Here is a 16,214-nt window from a genome sequence, read left to right on the forward strand (position 1 = left end):
CGGTCATGACGAATGCATCGGCTTTCAAGGCCGCCTACGGATTCGACCGCGACGAGGTCCGTCTTGGCAACTGGCGCGCCGCGCCCTGGAATGTCTGGGCGTTCCGCAATGTCAGCGAGTTCATCCCGACGGCGCGCATTGCGGCGACGCCCGGCCTTGCCGAGGAGCCGGTTGTCAGCCCCGAAGGCCTGCTGCGCCAGGAATTTTCCCTCAACGGCGAGAGGATCACAGTCGCCGAGGCGGTTCGCGAGACGTCGACCGATGCCATGGTGGTGATGAAATCGGGACGCATCGTCGCCGATTTCCACGCGCCCGGCTTCACGCTGCAAAGCCGGCACATCCTGTTTTCAACCAGCAAATCGGTGACTTCCGTTGTCGCCGGCATACTGCAGGATGACGGCTTACTCGATTTCCAAGAGCTGGTGCCACGCTACGTGCCGGAGCTCAAATCCTCGGCCTATGGCGATGCGCGCGTTCGCGATGTCCTCGACATGCGGGTGAGCCTGGATTTCGAGGAAGTCTATCACGATCCGCGCGGCCCCTACGCGCGCTATCGCCGGGCCGGCCTGCTGGATCCCTCCGAACCCGGCGAAGAGCCCGAGACAGTCGTCGCGTTCATCGCCGGGCTGAAAAAAGGCCGGGGGGATCACGGCGGCGTCTATCACTACGCCTCCCCCAATTCCGACGTCCTGGGCCTCGTCATCCAGGGCGCTTCCGGGCGACGTTTTCCTGATCTTGCCTCCGAGCGCCTGTTCCAGCCGCTCGGCGCCAGGCAGGATGCCTATGTCACGGTCGACCGCGCCGGCACACCACGCACGGGCGGCGGCATCAACATGACGCCGCGCGATCTCGCGCGCATCGGCGAAATGATGCGGCAGGGCGGCGTCGCCAATGGACGCCGCATCGTCTCGCAGTCCTGGGTACACGACACCATTACCGGCGGCTCTTCCCAGGCTTGGGCCGAAAGCACTTCCGCGAGCTGGCTGCCGAAAGGCCGTTACCACAACAAATGGTACCAGACCGGCAACGGCGCCTTCTTCGCGCTCGGCATTCACGGCCAATGGCTCTATATCAATCCGCGGGCCGAGATGGTCATCGCGAAGTTCTCGTCACAGCCCGATGCCATCGTCGACGACGCCAAGGATTTCAATCTGGCGCTGTTCGAAGCGCTGGTGAAAATGATCTGAGCCCGGACGCTCAATTCGCAGCCGGCTTGCGCGCCGGATAACCATTGGGATGCGGCGGTACTGCCTTGAGATAGGCGGCGATCGCCGCGCGATCCCCGGCAGTGAGCTCGGCCATGTTGCGTTGCACGTCGACCATGGCGCCGCCGACGGAATCGAAGTCGGGCGTGAAGCCGGTTTCGAGATAGTTGGCTATGTCGGCTTCCGACCAGTTGGCGATGCCGCCCTTGCCCGACGTGACGTTGGGCACGACGCCTGAACCCTCCGCGGCCACGGCACCCGCCAGCCACTCGCTTTTCTTCGTCCCGCCCGCGAAATCACGCGGCGTGTGGCATTCGCCGCAATGGCCGGGTCCTTCGACCAGATAGCGGCCGGCCATGACCGGATCGGGCGTGCCATCGTGCAAGGCAATGACAGGCTGATCGCTGAGATAGAGCCGCTTCCACAGGCCGATGCCACGGCGGATGTTGAACGGGAATGCCAGCGTATTGGCCGGTGCCTTGCCGGCGACCGCGGGCAGCGTCTTCAGGAAGGCATAGAGATCGGCGATATCAGACGGCTTCATGCGGGCGTAGGACGCGTAGGGAAAGGCCGGATAGAAATGCTCGCCAGACGGCGACACGCCCTTGAGCATGGCGTTGGCGAGATCCTCGACCGACCATGCGCCGATGCCGTCCTTGGGATCTTGCGAAATGTTGGGCGGAACGAAGGTGCCGAACGGCGTCTTGAGTTCGAGGCCGCCCACCAGTTGAAGCCGCGCATCGCCCTGCGAGCCGGGCTTTGCGTGGCAGGATGTGCAGCCACCGGCATAGAAAATGCGCTTGCCCCGGCTAGCGTCGCCCGGCCCGAGTTGCGCCAGGGCCGTCGTATCCAGCCTGACCGGCGCCGACAAAAACCAACCGGCGGCCGCGCCGACGCCGCCCAGAACGAGGGCCGCGCCGACAAGCTTCTTCAGCCATGCCATATCAGGCAATCAGCCCTTCTTGATCCTGTAGCCCTGATGGCAGGCGCCGCAATCCGAGCCGAGGGTGCCGACTTGAGCCTTCAGCGCGTCGGCATCGGCGGGAGCCCCGGCGACCGCGGCCTTGACGTCGGCGAGATACTTGTCCTCGGCGGCCTTGAAGCCGGCCGTGTCTTCCCAGATCTTCGGCCCCGCCGTGGTGTCGCCGGTATCGCTGCCTTTCGGGAACAAGGCATCGACGTCGAACTTCTCGGCATTCGCCTGCAGCGCCTGCAACTGCGTCAGCACGGCAGCGGCATCAAAGGGCTCCTCGCCCTTGGCCACTTTCGACAGACCGCCGACGATCTTTCCGCGCTCCTTCATCAGAGCCTGCCGGTCGAGGATCGGATCGGCAAAGGCCGCCGAACCGGCGAAGGCGAGCGTTGAGATGGCGATGACAAGCTTTCTCATTCATTTGGCTCCATGATGAAGGCATTTCAGGACAGGACGTTAACGGATGTCGCGGACGGATTATTCCCTTCCTTCGAGCGATTTTGCCGAACGGTGAGTGACTGAAGATCTCGGCTCTCTAAAAGAAAAGCCCCGGGATGCCGGGGCTCTTCTGCAGGGTCGATCAAGCTTTCTCGTACAATTCCAGCACGTGATCCCAGTTGATCAGGCTGTCGACGAACGCCTCGAGATATTTCGGCCGCGCGTTGCGGTAGTCGATGTAATAGGAATGCTCCCAGACATCGACGCCGAGGATCGGCGAGGCGCCATGAACGAGCGGGTTCTCGCCGTTCGGCGTCTTCGAGATCGCCAGCTTGCCGTCCTTGACCGAAACCCAGGCCCAGCCCGAACCGAACTGTGTCGTGCCGGCCGCGATGAAGTCGGCCTTGAACTTGTCGTAGCCGCCGAGATCGCTGTCGAAAGCCTTCTGCAGCGCACCAGGCAGCTTGTTGCCGCCGCCGCCCTTCTTCATCCACTTCCAGAAATGGATGTGATTGTAATGCTGCGCGGCATTGTTGAAGAGGCCGGCATTCTTGCCGAACGACTGCTTGACCACCTCTTCGACCGACAGATCGCCAAGGCCCGCCTCGGCGGCCAGCTTGTTGCCGTTGTCGACATAGGCCTTGTGGTGCTTGTCGTGGTGATACTCCAGCGTCTCTTTCGACATGTAAGGCTGCAAGGCCTCATAGTCATAGGGCAGAGCGGGCAATTCAAAAGCCATGGGTAGTACTCCCTCGTGGAAAAATCCGGTGTCGATACCGGATTAAGATAGGTCTGGATTGAGCTGGAACAACTCCGGAAGTGAAGCGCCGGTTCCCTTTCTAAGCGGGTTCCGGAAAAAGTCACACGGTTTTCCTGCGGTGAGGCGTGCAGCGACAAAAAGGCCAGACCGGCGCGTCATCCGGCCGATTTCGAATGCGCCCATTCCCAATAGAGCTCACGTGCCTTCTTGGCCACCGGTCCGGGTTGCAGGTTGCGATCCTCGATGCGCGTGATCGGCACCACCTTGGAGTGGTTGCCGGTCGAAAAGATTTCGTCCGCTTCGAGGAAATCGCGTACCGACAAGGTCTTTTCGGTGGCTTTGAATCCGTACTCACCGAGCAGATTTATCGTGCGCGAACGCGTGATTCCGGACAGGAAGGTGCCGTTCGGCGCCGGCGTAAAGACATGTCCATCCTTGACCAGGAAAATGTTCGAGGTCCCGGTCTCAGCGACGTTGCCGAGCATGTCCAGAACCAGCGCATTGTCGAAGCCGCGCATCTTGGCTTCGAGGATGGCGCGGCCATTGTTGGGATAGAGGCATCCGGCCTTGGCATTGGTCGGCATGGTTTCGATCGTCGGGCGCCGGAACGGCGACACCGTCACCGAAAAACCGGACGGCGAGATCATTGGCGATTCATAAAGGCAGAGGCAGAAACGGGTCGATGCGGGATCGGCCGGCACGCCCATGTAGCCGCCATGCTCGGCCCAGTACATCGGCCTGATATAGACCGCCGTCTTGCCGTCGAACTTCTTCAGCCCATCCCAGGTCAGCCCGACGATCTGTTCGGGCGTCATGTTCGGCTTGAGGCCAAGCGCGATCGCCGACGCGTTCACCCGCTTGGCATGGAGGTCGAGGTCGGGCGCCACGCCCTCGAACCAGCGCGCCCCGTCGAACACGCTGGTGCCGAGCCACATCGCATGGCTGCGCGGCCCCAGTATGGCGACATTGCCCTCGTACCAGTTCCCGTCGACGAAGGTCCATGTCGCGGATTGCGCCGCTGCCGCCAGTGTCATTGCGTTGTCCCGTTCCAATCAATGTTGTGTGACAACATTGGATGATGCTTTGGCCGCCGCCGTCAACGGGCATCGGGGAGTTTTGTTGAGGCCAGCGGCGGGCGCGGTGCAATCAAGGCTTGCACCGCGCCCCGCCTCGCCTCAAAACTGTCGCCATGCACTACGCCGCCTATGTTTTCGACGCCTACGGCACACTGTTCGACGTGCATGCCGCCGTGCGCCGCCACGCTGACCAGATCGGGCCGGACGGCCAGTTGCTGTCGGAGATCTGGCGCGCCAAGCAGCTCGAATATTCCTGGGTGCGCACGCTGATGGGCGCCTATGCCGATTTCTGGCAGCTGACCGAACAGGCGCTCGACTTCGCCTTGCGCAAGGTCCCGTCGGCCGATTCAAGCCTGAAGGCCAAGCTGCTGGAAGCCTACTGGCGGCTGGATTGCTATCCTGAGGTGCCAGCCGTGCTGAAGGCGCTCAAGGCCTCGGGAGCCAGGCTGGCGATCCTCTCCAACGGCTCACCCGAAATGCTGGAAGCGGCCGTCAAATCCGCCGCGCTCGACCAGGTTCTGGACGACATCTATTCCGTCGACGCGGTGCGCCGCTTCAAGACCGATCCGGCGGTCTACGACATGGTCGCCACCGGCTGGCGCCTCTATCCCGGCGCGGTGTCCTTCCAGTCCTCCAATCGCTGGGACATTGCGGGGGCCACCAAATTCGGTTTCCGGACAGTGTGGATCAACCGTTCGAACCAGCCCGAGGAATATCGGGACTTCCCGCCAGCCCTGATCCTGCCGACCCTCGAAGCATTGGTCACCGCCTAAGCTGCCCCCTCTGTTGCCCTGACGCCACAGTGGCAGCGCGGTCACAGCTTCGCCTTTGTTTGTCCACGTTCGGGCCAGAATCGGAACCGCCTATCGCGCCAAGTGTTGTCAGGCACTGCAACGGCGATCGGCGTATTGACGCTTTGTTGCGATTTGAGTCTTAAAGAAGGCAGTCATGTCCATAACCGAAATCGAATCCTATCGCCTGAGCCGTCGCGGCTTCCTCAACGCCGCTGCATTAGGCGCCGCATCGATCGCGGTTTCCGCATGCGCCACCACCGGCCCAGGGCCGGTCGAGCCACCGCCGCCGGCCTATGTCGAGCCGCCGCTTGCCGATTATGCGTCGATGTACGCGGCCGTCAGCGATGGCGGCTTCGACCTGCCGGCCATCCCCGTCGACAGGATCGATCCGCAGTTCCTGCGTCAGATCGTTCCGGACCCGACCGGGCAGAAACCAGGAACCATCGTCGTCGATACGACAGGCCATTTCCTCTATCTGGTTCGTCCGGGCGGTCAGGCGATCCGCTATGGCGTCGGCCTTGGCCGCGCCGGCTTCGAATGGTCGGGCGACGCTGTCGTCCAATGGAAGCAGAAATGGCCGAAATGGACGCCGCCGGATGAGATGATCGCCCGGCAGCCGGAACTGAAGCAGTACAGCGCCGACAATGGCGGCATGCCCGGCGGGCTGAAGAACCCGCTAGGTGCCCGTGCGCTCTATCTCTTCCAGGGCAATGTGGACACGCTTTACCGCCTGCACGGCTCGCCGGAATGGCGCTCGATCGGCAAATCGGTGTCATCGGGCTGCGTGCGCCTGATGAACCAGGACATCATCGACCTCTACGACCGCGTGCCGTCGAAAAGCCCGGTCATCGTGACCAGCGATGCCAGCCAGCCGATGGTGGCGGCGGCGACCGCGAACCACAAGGCCATCCCGATCGATGCCGGCGTGCCGGACGGATCTGTCCTGCTCGGCCCCGTGAAAGCGGTCACGAACGCGATCTTCTGATCCGGCTTCGCCCAGGGACAATGCTCGGCGCCACGTGTCCAAGGGACGCGCGGCGCTATAAGCATAGACTTTGCTGCCCCGGGCTCAGCGCCCTCGCGACAGGCTGCCCAGGATACCGCGCACGATCGCACGTCCGACCGACGAGCCGACCGAGCGCACCACCGACTTGATCGCCGCCTCGGCGACTGTCTGGCGATTGGAGGGGCGCTGTGCCGGCGCCCGGCGGCCGCCCGGCTGCGGTGCGGGATCGTCATTGCCGAAGCCCGGAATTGTCCAGCGCGAGCCGCCGGTGCCTGCCTGCTGCGCCTGCGCTTCGGCGTCCTGCGCGTCCTTGGTCTTCTTCTGCAGGATCTCAAAGGCCGATTCGCGATCAATGACCTGGTCGTACTGGCCGGAGACGGGGCTTTCCGCGACCAGCTTTTGCCGCTCGGCGGGGGTTATGGGCCCAAGCCGCGACGACGGCGGACGGATCAGCGTGCGCTGTACCATGGACGGCACGCCCTTGGCCTCCAGCGTCGAGACCAGCGCCTCGCCGGTGGCGAGCTGGGTGATGGTGGTGGCGCAATCGAAGTCGGGATTGGGGCGGAACGTTTCCGCCGCTGTCCGCACAGCCTGCTGCTCGCGCGGCGTATAGGCGCGCAGAGCGTGTTGAACGCGGTTGCCGAGCTGTGCCAGCACCTTCTCGGGGATATCGAGGGGATTCTGCGTGACGAAATAGACGCCGACGCCTTTCGAACGGATCAGGCGAACCACCTGTTCGACGCGGTCGATCAGCACTTTCGGCGCTTCGTCAAAGAGCAGATGCGCCTCGTCGAAAAAGAACACCAGCTTCGGCTTGTCGGGATCTCCCACCTCGGGCAGTTCCTCAAACAGTTCCGACATCAGCCAGAGCAGGAACGTCGCGTAGAGCCGCGGGTTCATCATCAGCTTGTCGGCGGCCAGCACGCTGACGGCGCCCCGGCCGTCACGCGTGGTGCGCATGATGTCGGAAATCCGCAGAGCCGGCTCGCCGAAGAAGTTGGCCGCGCCCTGTTGCTCCAGCACCAGCAGCGTGCGCTGGATGGCACCGACCGATGGCTTGGTGACATTGCCGTAGCGGGCGCTGATCTCGTCGGCGCGCCCGGCGATGTTGGCAAGCAGCGCCTGCAGGTCCTTGAGGTCGAGGAGCAGCAGGCCCTCTTCGTCGGCAATGCGGAAGGCAATGTTCATGATGCCCTCCTGCGCGTCGGTCAGGTTCATCAGCCGCGACAGGAGCAGCGGTCCCATTTCCGATATCGTCGCGCGGATGGGGTGGCCTTGCTCACCGAACAGGTCCCAGAAGATGACGGGGAATTCCTGGAAATCGTAGGGCTCGAGCTTGACCTGCGCAGCCCGCTTGACGAGAAAATCCTGAGCCGTGCCCATCATGGCGATACCGGACAGGTCGCCCTTGATGTCGGCGCAGAACACCGGCACGCCGGCATTGGAAAAGCCCTCGGCCAGGACCTGCAAGGTAACGGTCTTGCCGGTACCGGTGGCGCCGGTCACCAGGCCATGGCGATTCCCGTACTGCAGCAGCAATTGCTCCGGACGCTGATAGCTGTCATCGGGCTTGCGGCTGGCGCCGATGAAAATACTGGTGTCGTCAGCCATATTTCGGGTCTCCGCAAACTGATGTGTCTAAAAAGCCAGCCTTTGCCCGAAGGTATAGTAAGGCTGTTGCACAGCGACAATGCTAATCGTCCAAATTGCCCCAATCGGACCTATCGCCGAAATCGGATTTTGGAACTTGCGGATTTTGCTGGTGTTTGGCAATCGTTCATGGTCCGCCCACCCAAGCTGACCTATATCAAATGGATCGAATTCAAACCCTGGACGCGCATTGCGATAACCGGCCGGGGACCCTAGACTGAGCTGCTCCGGGCTGGTGCGGCGACATAAACGAGGAAGATGGATGGGCGCTGGAGCCTTGACCAGGGATGTTGAACCGGCGGATGCTGAACGCCAGCGATGGCTGGCCTTGGCGGAAAAAGCGTTGGCCGGCGCATCCTTCGAGGAAAAGCTGGTTTCGCACACCGACGACAGCATTCGCATCGAGCCGCTCTATGACCGTGCGGCCGGGGCCGAGCCGATCGTGCGGGCGAATCCTCGCTCGCCGTGGATTGTCAGCCAGCGCGTCGACGATCCCGACGTCGATCGTGCCAAGGCCCAGGTCCTGGATGATATCGCGCAGGGAGCGACAGGATTGTCGCTCGTCTTCGAAGGTGCGCCGAACGCATTCGGCTACGGCTTGCCGAGGACCGCGCAGGCACTGGAGACCGTGCTGGAGGGCGTACCCCTCAACCGGATGCAGATCCGCATCGACACCCACCCGTGGAGCCGGCCGATGGCCGACTGGCTGGTGGCGTTTCTGAGCAAGCGCCGCTCCGATCCGGCAAAGCTGAACCTGTCCTTCGGCATCGATCCGGCGGCGATCCTCGCCGGCACCGGCCGGCTGCGCATGTCGATCGAAGCGCTGCAGGAATCGATGCCGCAATCGCTAGCGCATTTCTTCTCGATGGGCGTACCGGGCGTGCTTCTGGAAGCGGACGGCCGCGTCTTCCACAATGCCGGCGCCACGGAGGCGCAGGAGCTCGGGATCATGCTGGCTTCCGCGGTTTCGTATCTTAGAATGTTCGAGAAGGCGCGGCAGCCGCTCGTCTATGCCGCGCCTCATATCGGCTTCGCACTCAGCGTCGACCAGGACCAGTTCCTCTCCATGGCCAAGGTACGGGCCCTGCGCAGGCTTTGGGCACGGGTGCAGGAGGCTTGCTCGATCCCCAATTCCACGGCCAACATCCATGCCGAGACATCATTTCGCATGATGACGACATTGGACCCGGAGACCAACATGCTGCGCACGACGATCGGTTGCTTCGCGGCGGCCGCGGGGGGAGCCGATTCGATCTCCATCCTGCCGCATACGATCGCGCACGGCCTGCCGGCTCCCTTTGCCCGCCGCGTCGCACGCAACGCGCAGCTGATCATGGCCAATGAAAGCCATGTCGATCATGTCGCCGATCCCGCCTGTGGTTCCGGCGCGGTCGAGGCGCTGACATCAGATCTTTGCGAAGCCGCCTGGGCGGAATTGCAGACGATCGAGGCCGAAGGGGGGATACTGTATAGCCTCCGTGACGGGCACATCCAGAAGCGTGTTCGCGCCGCCGCCACTCGTCGCGACGCCGCCTTCAAGTCCGGCGAGCGAGCCATCATCGGCACCACACTCTATCCGCAGAAGACAGAGCGCCCGGTCGAGACGCTGGACGCGAAGCAGCGGCCGGCTTTCACCGAAGGTGTCGTCCTGTGCGAACCGCTGTTTCCGGCCCGCATCGACCAATCCATCGGGGCGGTCTCTTGATTCCGGATTTCAGTCAGATCGGCTGGGCGCCGCCGCGCCGCGCGCCAGTCGAGGTCAAGGGCCAGCGGGTGACGCCGGAAGGGCTTGTCGTCAAGCATCTCTACAATCAGGGTGACCTCAAGGGCCTGCCGTATCTCGACACCTATCCGGGCTTGCCGCCCTTTGTGCGTGGCCCCTACCCCACCATGTATGTCCAGCAGCCGTGGACGATCCGGCAATATGCCGGCTTTTCGACGGCCGAAGAGTCCAACGCCTTTTACCGGCGCAATCTTGCCGCCGGCCAGAAGGGCCTGTCTGTCGCCTTCGATCTCGCCACGCATCGCGGCTATGACAGCGACCATCCACGCGTCGCCGGCGATGTCGGCATGGCTGGCGTCGCCATTGATTCCATCCTCGACATGCGGCAGCTCTTCGACGGCATTCCGCTCGGCGACATGACGGTGTCGATGACGATGAACGGCGCGGTGTTGCCGATCATGGCGCTCTATATCGTCGCGGCGGAAGAACAGGGCGTTGCGCAGAAGGATCTGGCCGGGACCATTCAGAACGACATTCTGAAGGAGTTCATGGTCCGCAACACCTACATCTATCCGCCAAAGCCCTCGATGCGGATCGTTTCGGACATCTTCTCCTACACGTCGAAGAACATGCCGAAGTTCAATTCGATATCGATCTCCGGCTACCATATGCAGGAGGCCGGCGCGACGGCCGACCTGGAGCTCGCCTATACGATCGCCGACGGCATCGAATATGCCCGCGCCGGTGTCGCGGCGGGCCTCGACATCGACCGCTTCGCGCCGCGCCTCTCCTTCTTCTGGGCGATCGGCATGAACTTCTTCATGGAAGTGGCCAAGCTCAGGGCCGCGCGCCTGCTGTGGGCGACCCTGATGAAGAAGAATTTCGCGCCGAAGGACGAACGCTCGCTGTCGCTGCGCACCCATTGCCAGACTTCCGGCTGGTCGCTGACGGCGCAGGACCCCTACAACAACATCATCCGCACCATGATCGAGGCGATGGCCGCGACTCAAGGGCATACCCAGTCGCTGCACACCAACTCGTTCGACGAGGCGATGGCGCTGCCGACCGATCATTCGGCGGGTATCGCCCGCAACACGCAGCTCGTCCTGCAGAAAGAATCCGGCACCACGCGCACCATCGATCCGTGGGGCGGATCGACCTATCTCGAACGGCTGACCCATGATCTGGCGGCGCGCGCATTGAGCCATATCGAGGAAGTCGAGGCTCTCGGCGGCATGGCGGCGGCGACGGAACAAGGCATCCCCAAGCTGCGCATCGAGGAAGCAGCGGCGCGCACACAGGCGCGCATCGATTCCGGCGAGCAGATGCTGGTTGGGGTCAATGCGCATCGCCCCGAGAACGACATCGAAGTCGATGTGCTCAAGATCGACAATGCCGAGGTCAGAGCCCGGCAACTGTCGAAGCTGCAGCGGCTGAAAGGCACGCGCGAGGTCGCCGCCGTCGAAAGCGCGCTCGACGCACTGACCCGCGCCGCGCAAGGCAACGAAAACCTGCTCGAATTCGCCATCCGCGCCGCGCGCGCCAATGCCACGGTCGGCGAGATTTCGTTCGCTCTGGAAAGGGCCTTTGGCCGCCACGTCGCGACGGTACAGACCATTTCCGGCGTCTACCGCAAGGCGCTTGGCGACAGTCCCGTGATCGACGGGTTGCAGGACAAGATCAGCGCTTTCGAGAAGAAAAACGGCGGCAAGCCGCGCATCCTCGTTGCCAAGATGGGACAGGACGGCCACGACCGAGGGCAGAAGGTGATCGCCACCGCTTTCGCCGATCTCGGCTTCGACGTCACTGTCGGCGCGATGTTCCAGACACCGGAAGAGATCGCGAAACTGGCGGTCCAGCATGACGTCCATGTCATCGGCGCCTCATCGCTGGCGGCAGGGCACCTGACGCTGATCCCCGAATTGCGCGACGCGCTGAAGAAGCTTGGCCGCGGTGACATGCTGATCGTGGCCGGCGGCGTCATCCCGCCGCAGGACTACGACGCGGTGCTGCAGGCCGGGGCGGCGGAAATCTTTCCGCCAGGCACGGTTATTCCGGAGGCGGCGGACCGTTTGATGGACCGGCTGCTGGCGGGCTGAGCGAAACCATTCTGTATTGCTGGAAAAGGTTGTGCCACAATGACGGCGCAACCAAGGGCAACGGCAGTGAAGACTCTCATCCAAAAGCTCGACGACGGATCAGGGGCCGTGATCTTGCCACCGGAAATGCTCGACAGCCTGAAGCTGCAAGTGGGCGATCAACTCCAGATTATCGAAACCGATGACGGCGTCGTTCTAAGACCGGTGGAGAGCAACGACGTCGAACGGCAGATGCGCGCTGCTCGTGATGTCATGGACACATATAGGTCGCGTTGCAAAGGCTGGCCAAGTAGCTGTTGTCAGCTATCCGAGAGCTTGACGATTTCCCATTCCTTGCCGTTGACCGCGGCCACGTCGCCAACCTTCTTGCCGAACAGCGCGACGGCCATCGGCGAAACATGCGAAATGCTGCCCTTGGTGGGATCGGCCTCGTCCTCGCCGACGATCTTCCAATGCACTTTCTTGCCGTCATCGCCTTCCAGCGTGACACCCATGCCGAAGCGGACGACATCGCTGCCGGGCTCCGGTACCGACAGTTCGGCGCTCTCCCGCCGCGCGGTCCAGTAGCGCAGATCGCGTGACACGACCGCGATGCGCTCGCGGTCGGCTTTCCGCTCGGCTTTCGCCAGGACGTCGCGCAGATCGGTCAGATTGTCCTCGATCTGCGCCAAGCCGCGTTCCGTCACAAGATTGCGGTGCGGGCTGATCGGTCGCTCGCCGACGCCGGCGATGGCGTTTTCGCTGTCTTCTTCGCGGGTAAAAGCTCTGCTCATCGCCTGAACTTAGGCGCCGAATGGCTGCTCGACAAGCCATTGTCGATACCTCGTCGAGTGGAACAGGACGTCTGGCACGATTCCTGCGGTGTCAGGGTCTAACACTGGGATTGTGTGCCGATGTTGAACAGACGGACCCTGCTGACGCAAACCGCCGGCTTTGCCGTGATAGGCCTTGCGCTTGGCAAGGCGGCGGCCGCCAGCCTGACCGGCATCGAAAAAGCCTCGATGCGCGGCTCGATCAATGCCACCGAACTTGGCGTGCAGCCCGGGACATTCGACGACCAGAGCAAGGCCTTTGCCAAGCTGCTGCGCGACGCGAACAGCAGGGACATACCGGTGTTCCTGCCGGCGGGCACCTATGTGGTGTCCAATCTCTCGTTGCCCAGCCGCGTGCGTCTTTCCGGCGTGCCGGGGGCAACGCGGATCGTCTATGGCGGCGACGGCCACCTCTTCATGGCTGAACAGGCCGACCATATCGAACTCGCCGGGCTGGTCTTCGACGGTTCGAACCGCTCGATGGGTGACTATGCGCAAGGGCTGCTCGATCTGCGCCGGGTCGGCCATCTCGTCGTCGACAATTGCCAGATAACCGGAAGCGGCAAGAACGGACTGGCGCTGGAACATGCGGCGGGCCGCATCGAACGCTCCGACATATCGGGCGCGGCGGACGCCGGCATCTACTCGGTCGAAGCGGGCGGACTGGCAATCACCGGCAATGCCGTCTCCGACTGTGCCAATGGCGGCATCCTCGTGCATCGCTGGCAGGCGGCGGAAGACGGCACGATGGTCACCGGCAACCGCGTCGAACGCATCGGCGCGCGCAGCGGCGGGACCGGCCAGAACGGCAATGGCATCAACGCCTTCCGTGCCGGCAACGTCATCATTTCGGGCAACGTCGTCTCGGATTGCGCTTTCTCGGCGATCCGCGCCAACAGTTCCAGCAATTTGCAGATATCAGGCAACACCTGCTCACGCTCGGGCGAGACCGCGGTCTATTCCGAATTCTCCTTTGAGGGCGCCGTCGTCAGCAACAACATCGTCGATGGCGCGGCCAACGGCATATCGATCGTCAACTTCAACGAAGGCGGCCGCATGGGTGTCTGCTCCGGCAACATCGTGCGCAATCTGTCGACCAGCGGCCCCTATACCGCCGATCCACCCGGGTTCGGCGTCGGCATCGGCGTCGAGGCCGACACCACCGTTTCCAACAATGTCATCGAAAACGCGCCGCTCTATGGCATGTCGATCGGCTGGGGCCCGTATCTGCGCAATGTGATGGCCACCGGCAACATCATCCGCAAGGCAGGCACAGGCATCGTGGTCAGCGTGGTCGATGGTGCCGGCACGGCCGTCATCTCCGACAACGTCATCGACGGCACGCTGAACGGCGCCGTCGTCGGCCAGCGCTGGGCGCAGCCGGTGACAGCGGACCTGACCCAATCAAGCAACAGCGGCTTTGCGCACCTGACCGTCGAGCGCAACCGCGTCAGTTGAGAGCAATCTTCAATTCAAGGCTGGGGTCGGCCTCAGCGCCCCGACCTTGGCGCCGATCCGGCTTTCGATCGGCGCATTAGCCAGTTCGAGCAGCTTCGCCGAAAGAGCCTCGTCGGCACGCAGCAGCCTGGCGAGGACGGCGGCGACCATGGCTTCACTGGCGCGGCCGGCGCCATCGTCGCATTTGATCGCTATGCCGAGGCCAAGTTCAGGTATCGCGCTGCAGTGGACGCCTTCGGCGCCGCCCTTCGCAAAGATCCGGCCAGGAGCTGCTTCCATCAGCGCGACGTCTTCGCGGCCTGTGCCGGCGACAAAGAAGGGCTCCGCCATGCAGGCGGAAAGCAGGCGCTTCGCCGCCTTGGCTCGCTCGGGACCGAAACCATTCGTCGTCGCCATGCGGGCAAAGCCGAGGGCGAAACTCCTGAGCGGCACCGCATAGGTCGGGATCGAGCAGCCGTCGGTCGCTCGCTCATCCGCGCCGTGGACAGCGCCGGTGACAGCCTGCATGGCGTCGCGCACCATTTCCTGCAGTGCATGCCCCGCCTTGACATAACCACGGTGCGCAATGCCGGAGTGCACGCAGGTGCAGAGGAACCCGGAATGCTTGCCCGAGCAGTTGTTGTGCAGCGCGTTGGGCAAATCGCCGGCGCGGGCGAGCGCAATCTCGGCGTCATGGTTCGAGGGCCAATGCGCGCCGCATTCGAGCGCCGACCCGTCCAGCCCGGCCCTGGCCAACATGGAGCGCGCCAGTTCGACATGCGCCGGCTCGCCCGAATGCGAGGCGCAGGCCAGCGCCAGTTCGCGGTTGCCGAAGCCATAGGCATCGGCAGCGCCGCTTTCGACGAACGGCAGGGCCTGGATCGCCTTGACCGCCGAGCGCGGGAACACCGGCCTTGAGGTGTCGCCGATCTCCAGGACCGCTTTGCCGTCGGCATCGAAGACCGCCACCGCACCGCGATGCGCGCTCTCGACGATCGCGCCGCGCAGAACCTCGATCAGAACCGGATTTGTCATATGACCTCCCGCAAAATGCAGGGGCGGTTTATCTGATCCTGTCGAGAATGGAAACGTAGTTGGCGACCGCCGCTCCGCCCATGTTGAAGATACCACCAAGCTTCGCGCCCGGCACCTGGATACCGCCGGCTTCGCCGACAAGCTGCATGGCGGTCAGCACATGCATCGAGACGCCAGTTGCACCGATCGGGTGGCCCTTGGCCTTCAGCCCGCCGGACGGATTGACCGGCAGGCGGCCGTCTTTCGCCGTTGTGCCGTCCAGCGCCAACCTGGCGCCCTCGCCCGGCTTGGCCAGCCCCATCGCCTCGTATTCGATCAGTTCGGCGATGGTGAAGCAGTCGTGCGTCTCGACAAAGGACAGGTCGTCCAGCGTCACGCCGGCGTTCCTCAGCGCGCGGGTCCAGGCCTGTTCGCAGCCTTCGAAGGACAGGATGTCGCGCTTCGACATCGGCAGGAAGTCCTGCACATGTTCGTTGGCGCGGAAGGCGACGGCGCGGCGCATCTTCAGCGCCGTTGCCGTGTCGGCAAGGACAAGGGCGGCGGCACCGTCGGAGACCAGCGAGCAGTCGGTGCGCTTCAGCGGACCGGCGACGAAGGGGTTCTTCTCGCTCTCCTGCCGGCAGAACTCATAGCCGAAATCCTTGCGCATCTGCGCATAGGGATTGTCGACGCCATTCTTGTGGTTCTTGGCGGCGATCATCGCCAGCGCATCCGACTGATCGCCATAACGCTGGAAATAGGCCTGCGCGATCTTGCCGAAGACGCCGGCGAAACCCGCGGGCGTCTCGCCGTCCTCCGGCAGGTAGGACGCCTTAAGCAGGTTCTTGCCGATCTCGGGCCCGGGCGTCGTCGTCATCTGCTCGGCGCCGACCACCAGCACGATGCGGGCCGCGTTGGCATCGATGGCGCGGATGCCTTGCCTGACCGCCGCCGATCCCGTGGCGCAGGCATTCTCGACACGCGTTGCCGGCTTGAAACGCAGCCGGTCGTCCGCCTGAAGCACCAGGCTGGCGGTGAAATCCTGCGCCGAAAAGCCGGCGTTGAAATGGCCGAGCACGATCTCGTCGACCTCGTCCGGGCCGATGCCGGCATGGTCGAGCGCGTCCGTCGCGACCTTGACGATCAGGTTCTCGAGCGTCTCGCCCTCAAGCTTGCCGAAGCGCGAATGCGCCCAGCCGACGATGCATGCGGTCATGGCAATCTCCA

At 63.5% G+C, this 16,214-nt stretch carries 14 protein-coding genes; 6 read left to right on the forward strand and 8 right to left on the reverse strand.

The window, feature by feature from the left end:
• Window positions 1–5 precede the first annotated feature (5 nt).
• Complete coding sequence (locus FJ977_RS03850) at window positions 6–1,187, forward strand: serine hydrolase (protein ID WP_140768688.1); 1,182 nt, start codon at window positions 6–8, stop codon at window positions 1,185–1,187.
• Between the two features lie 10 nt (window positions 1,188–1,197).
• Here the strand turns inward: FJ977_RS03850 and FJ977_RS03855 are convergent, their stop codons facing one another.
• The 4 genes from FJ977_RS03855 to FJ977_RS03870 form a co-directional block, all read right to left on the reverse strand.
• Window positions 1,198–2,148 carry a cytochrome c gene (locus tag FJ977_RS03855; RefSeq protein ID WP_140769721.1) on the reverse strand — a complete coding sequence of 317 codons (951 nt, stop codon included), beginning with the start codon at window positions 2,146–2,148 and terminating at the stop codon, window positions 1,198–1,200.
• A gap of 9 nt (window positions 2,149–2,157) precedes the next feature.
• Entirely contained in the window at window positions 2,158–2,595 is a 438-nt protein-coding gene (locus FJ977_RS03860; RefSeq protein WP_140768690.1) for a cytochrome c, read from the reverse strand.
• 163 nt (window positions 2,596–2,758) lie between these two features.
• Window positions 2,759–3,355 carry a superoxide dismutase gene (locus FJ977_RS03865; RefSeq protein WP_056563640.1) on the reverse strand — a complete coding sequence of 199 codons (597 nt, stop codon included), beginning with the start codon at window positions 3,353–3,355 and terminating at the stop codon, window positions 2,759–2,761.
• A gap of 176 nt (window positions 3,356–3,531) precedes the next feature.
• Window positions 3,532–4,410, reverse strand: a complete 879-nt coding sequence (locus FJ977_RS03870) for a branched-chain amino acid aminotransferase (RefSeq protein ID WP_140768692.1) — start codon at window positions 4,408–4,410, stop codon at window positions 3,532–3,534.
• 155 nt (window positions 4,411–4,565) lie between these two features.
• Here FJ977_RS03870 and FJ977_RS03875 point away from each other — a divergent pair, with 155 nt between their 5' ends.
• Window positions 4,566–5,225: a haloacid dehalogenase type II gene (locus tag FJ977_RS03875; protein WP_140768694.1), complete on the forward strand. Its 660-nt coding sequence runs from the start codon at window positions 4,566–4,568 to the stop codon at window positions 5,223–5,225.
• A gap of 175 nt (window positions 5,226–5,400) precedes the next feature.
• Window positions 5,401–6,231 (forward strand): L,D-transpeptidase, encoded by an 831-nt coding sequence (locus tag FJ977_RS03880; RefSeq protein ID WP_140768697.1) that lies wholly within the window; start codon window positions 5,401–5,403, stop codon window positions 6,229–6,231.
• Between the two features lie 84 nt (window positions 6,232–6,315).
• On the opposite strand, the gene FJ977_RS03885 is transcribed toward FJ977_RS03880, so the two are convergent.
• Entirely contained in the window at window positions 6,316–7,863 is a 1,548-nt protein-coding gene (locus FJ977_RS03885; protein WP_140768699.1) for a helicase HerA-like C-terminal domain-containing protein, read from the reverse strand.
• Between the two features lie 301 nt (window positions 7,864–8,164).
• On the opposite strand from FJ977_RS03885, the gene FJ977_RS03890 reads away from it, so the two are divergent.
• Both FJ977_RS03890 and scpA read left to right on the forward strand, forming a co-directional pair.
• Window positions 8,165–9,607: a methylmalonyl-CoA mutase subunit beta gene (locus tag FJ977_RS03890; RefSeq protein ID WP_140768701.1), complete on the forward strand. Its 1,443-nt coding sequence runs from the start codon at window positions 8,165–8,167 to the stop codon at window positions 9,605–9,607.
• Window positions 9,604–11,724: a methylmalonyl-CoA mutase gene (gene scpA, locus FJ977_RS03895; RefSeq protein ID WP_140768703.1), complete on the forward strand. Its 2,121-nt coding sequence runs from the start codon at window positions 9,604–9,606 to the stop codon at window positions 11,722–11,724. The genes FJ977_RS03890 and scpA overlap by 4 nt, the downstream gene beginning before the upstream one ends.
• A gap of 299 nt (window positions 11,725–12,023) precedes the next feature.
• On the opposite strand, the gene greA is transcribed toward scpA, so the two are convergent.
• On the reverse strand, window positions 12,024–12,497 hold the full coding sequence (gene greA, locus FJ977_RS03905) for a transcription elongation factor GreA (protein WP_140768705.1): 474 nt from the start codon (window positions 12,495–12,497) through the stop codon (window positions 12,024–12,026).
• 120 nt (window positions 12,498–12,617) lie between these two features.
• Between greA and FJ977_RS03910 the strand changes: the two genes are divergently transcribed.
• Entirely contained in the window at window positions 12,618–13,994 is a 1,377-nt protein-coding gene (locus tag FJ977_RS03910; protein ID WP_140768707.1) for a TIGR03808 family TAT-translocated repetitive protein, read from the forward strand.
• 9 nt (window positions 13,995–14,003) lie between these two features.
• Here FJ977_RS03910 and FJ977_RS03915 read toward each other — a convergent pair whose 3' ends face one another.
• Window positions 14,004–15,008 (reverse strand): asparaginase, encoded by a 1,005-nt coding sequence (locus tag FJ977_RS03915; RefSeq protein WP_140768708.1) that lies wholly within the window; start codon window positions 15,006–15,008, stop codon window positions 14,004–14,006.
• A gap of 28 nt (window positions 15,009–15,036) precedes the next feature.
• Window positions 15,037–16,203, reverse strand: coding sequence for an acetyl-CoA acetyltransferase (locus tag FJ977_RS03920; protein ID WP_140768710.1), 1,167 nt, complete (start codon window positions 16,201–16,203; stop codon window positions 15,037–15,039).
• Window positions 16,204–16,214: the final 11 nt, after the last annotated feature.

This window comes from Mesorhizobium sp. B2-1-3A, from assembly GCF_006442655.1.
Taxonomy (GTDB): Bacteria; Pseudomonadota; Alphaproteobacteria; order Rhizobiales; family Rhizobiaceae; genus Mesorhizobium.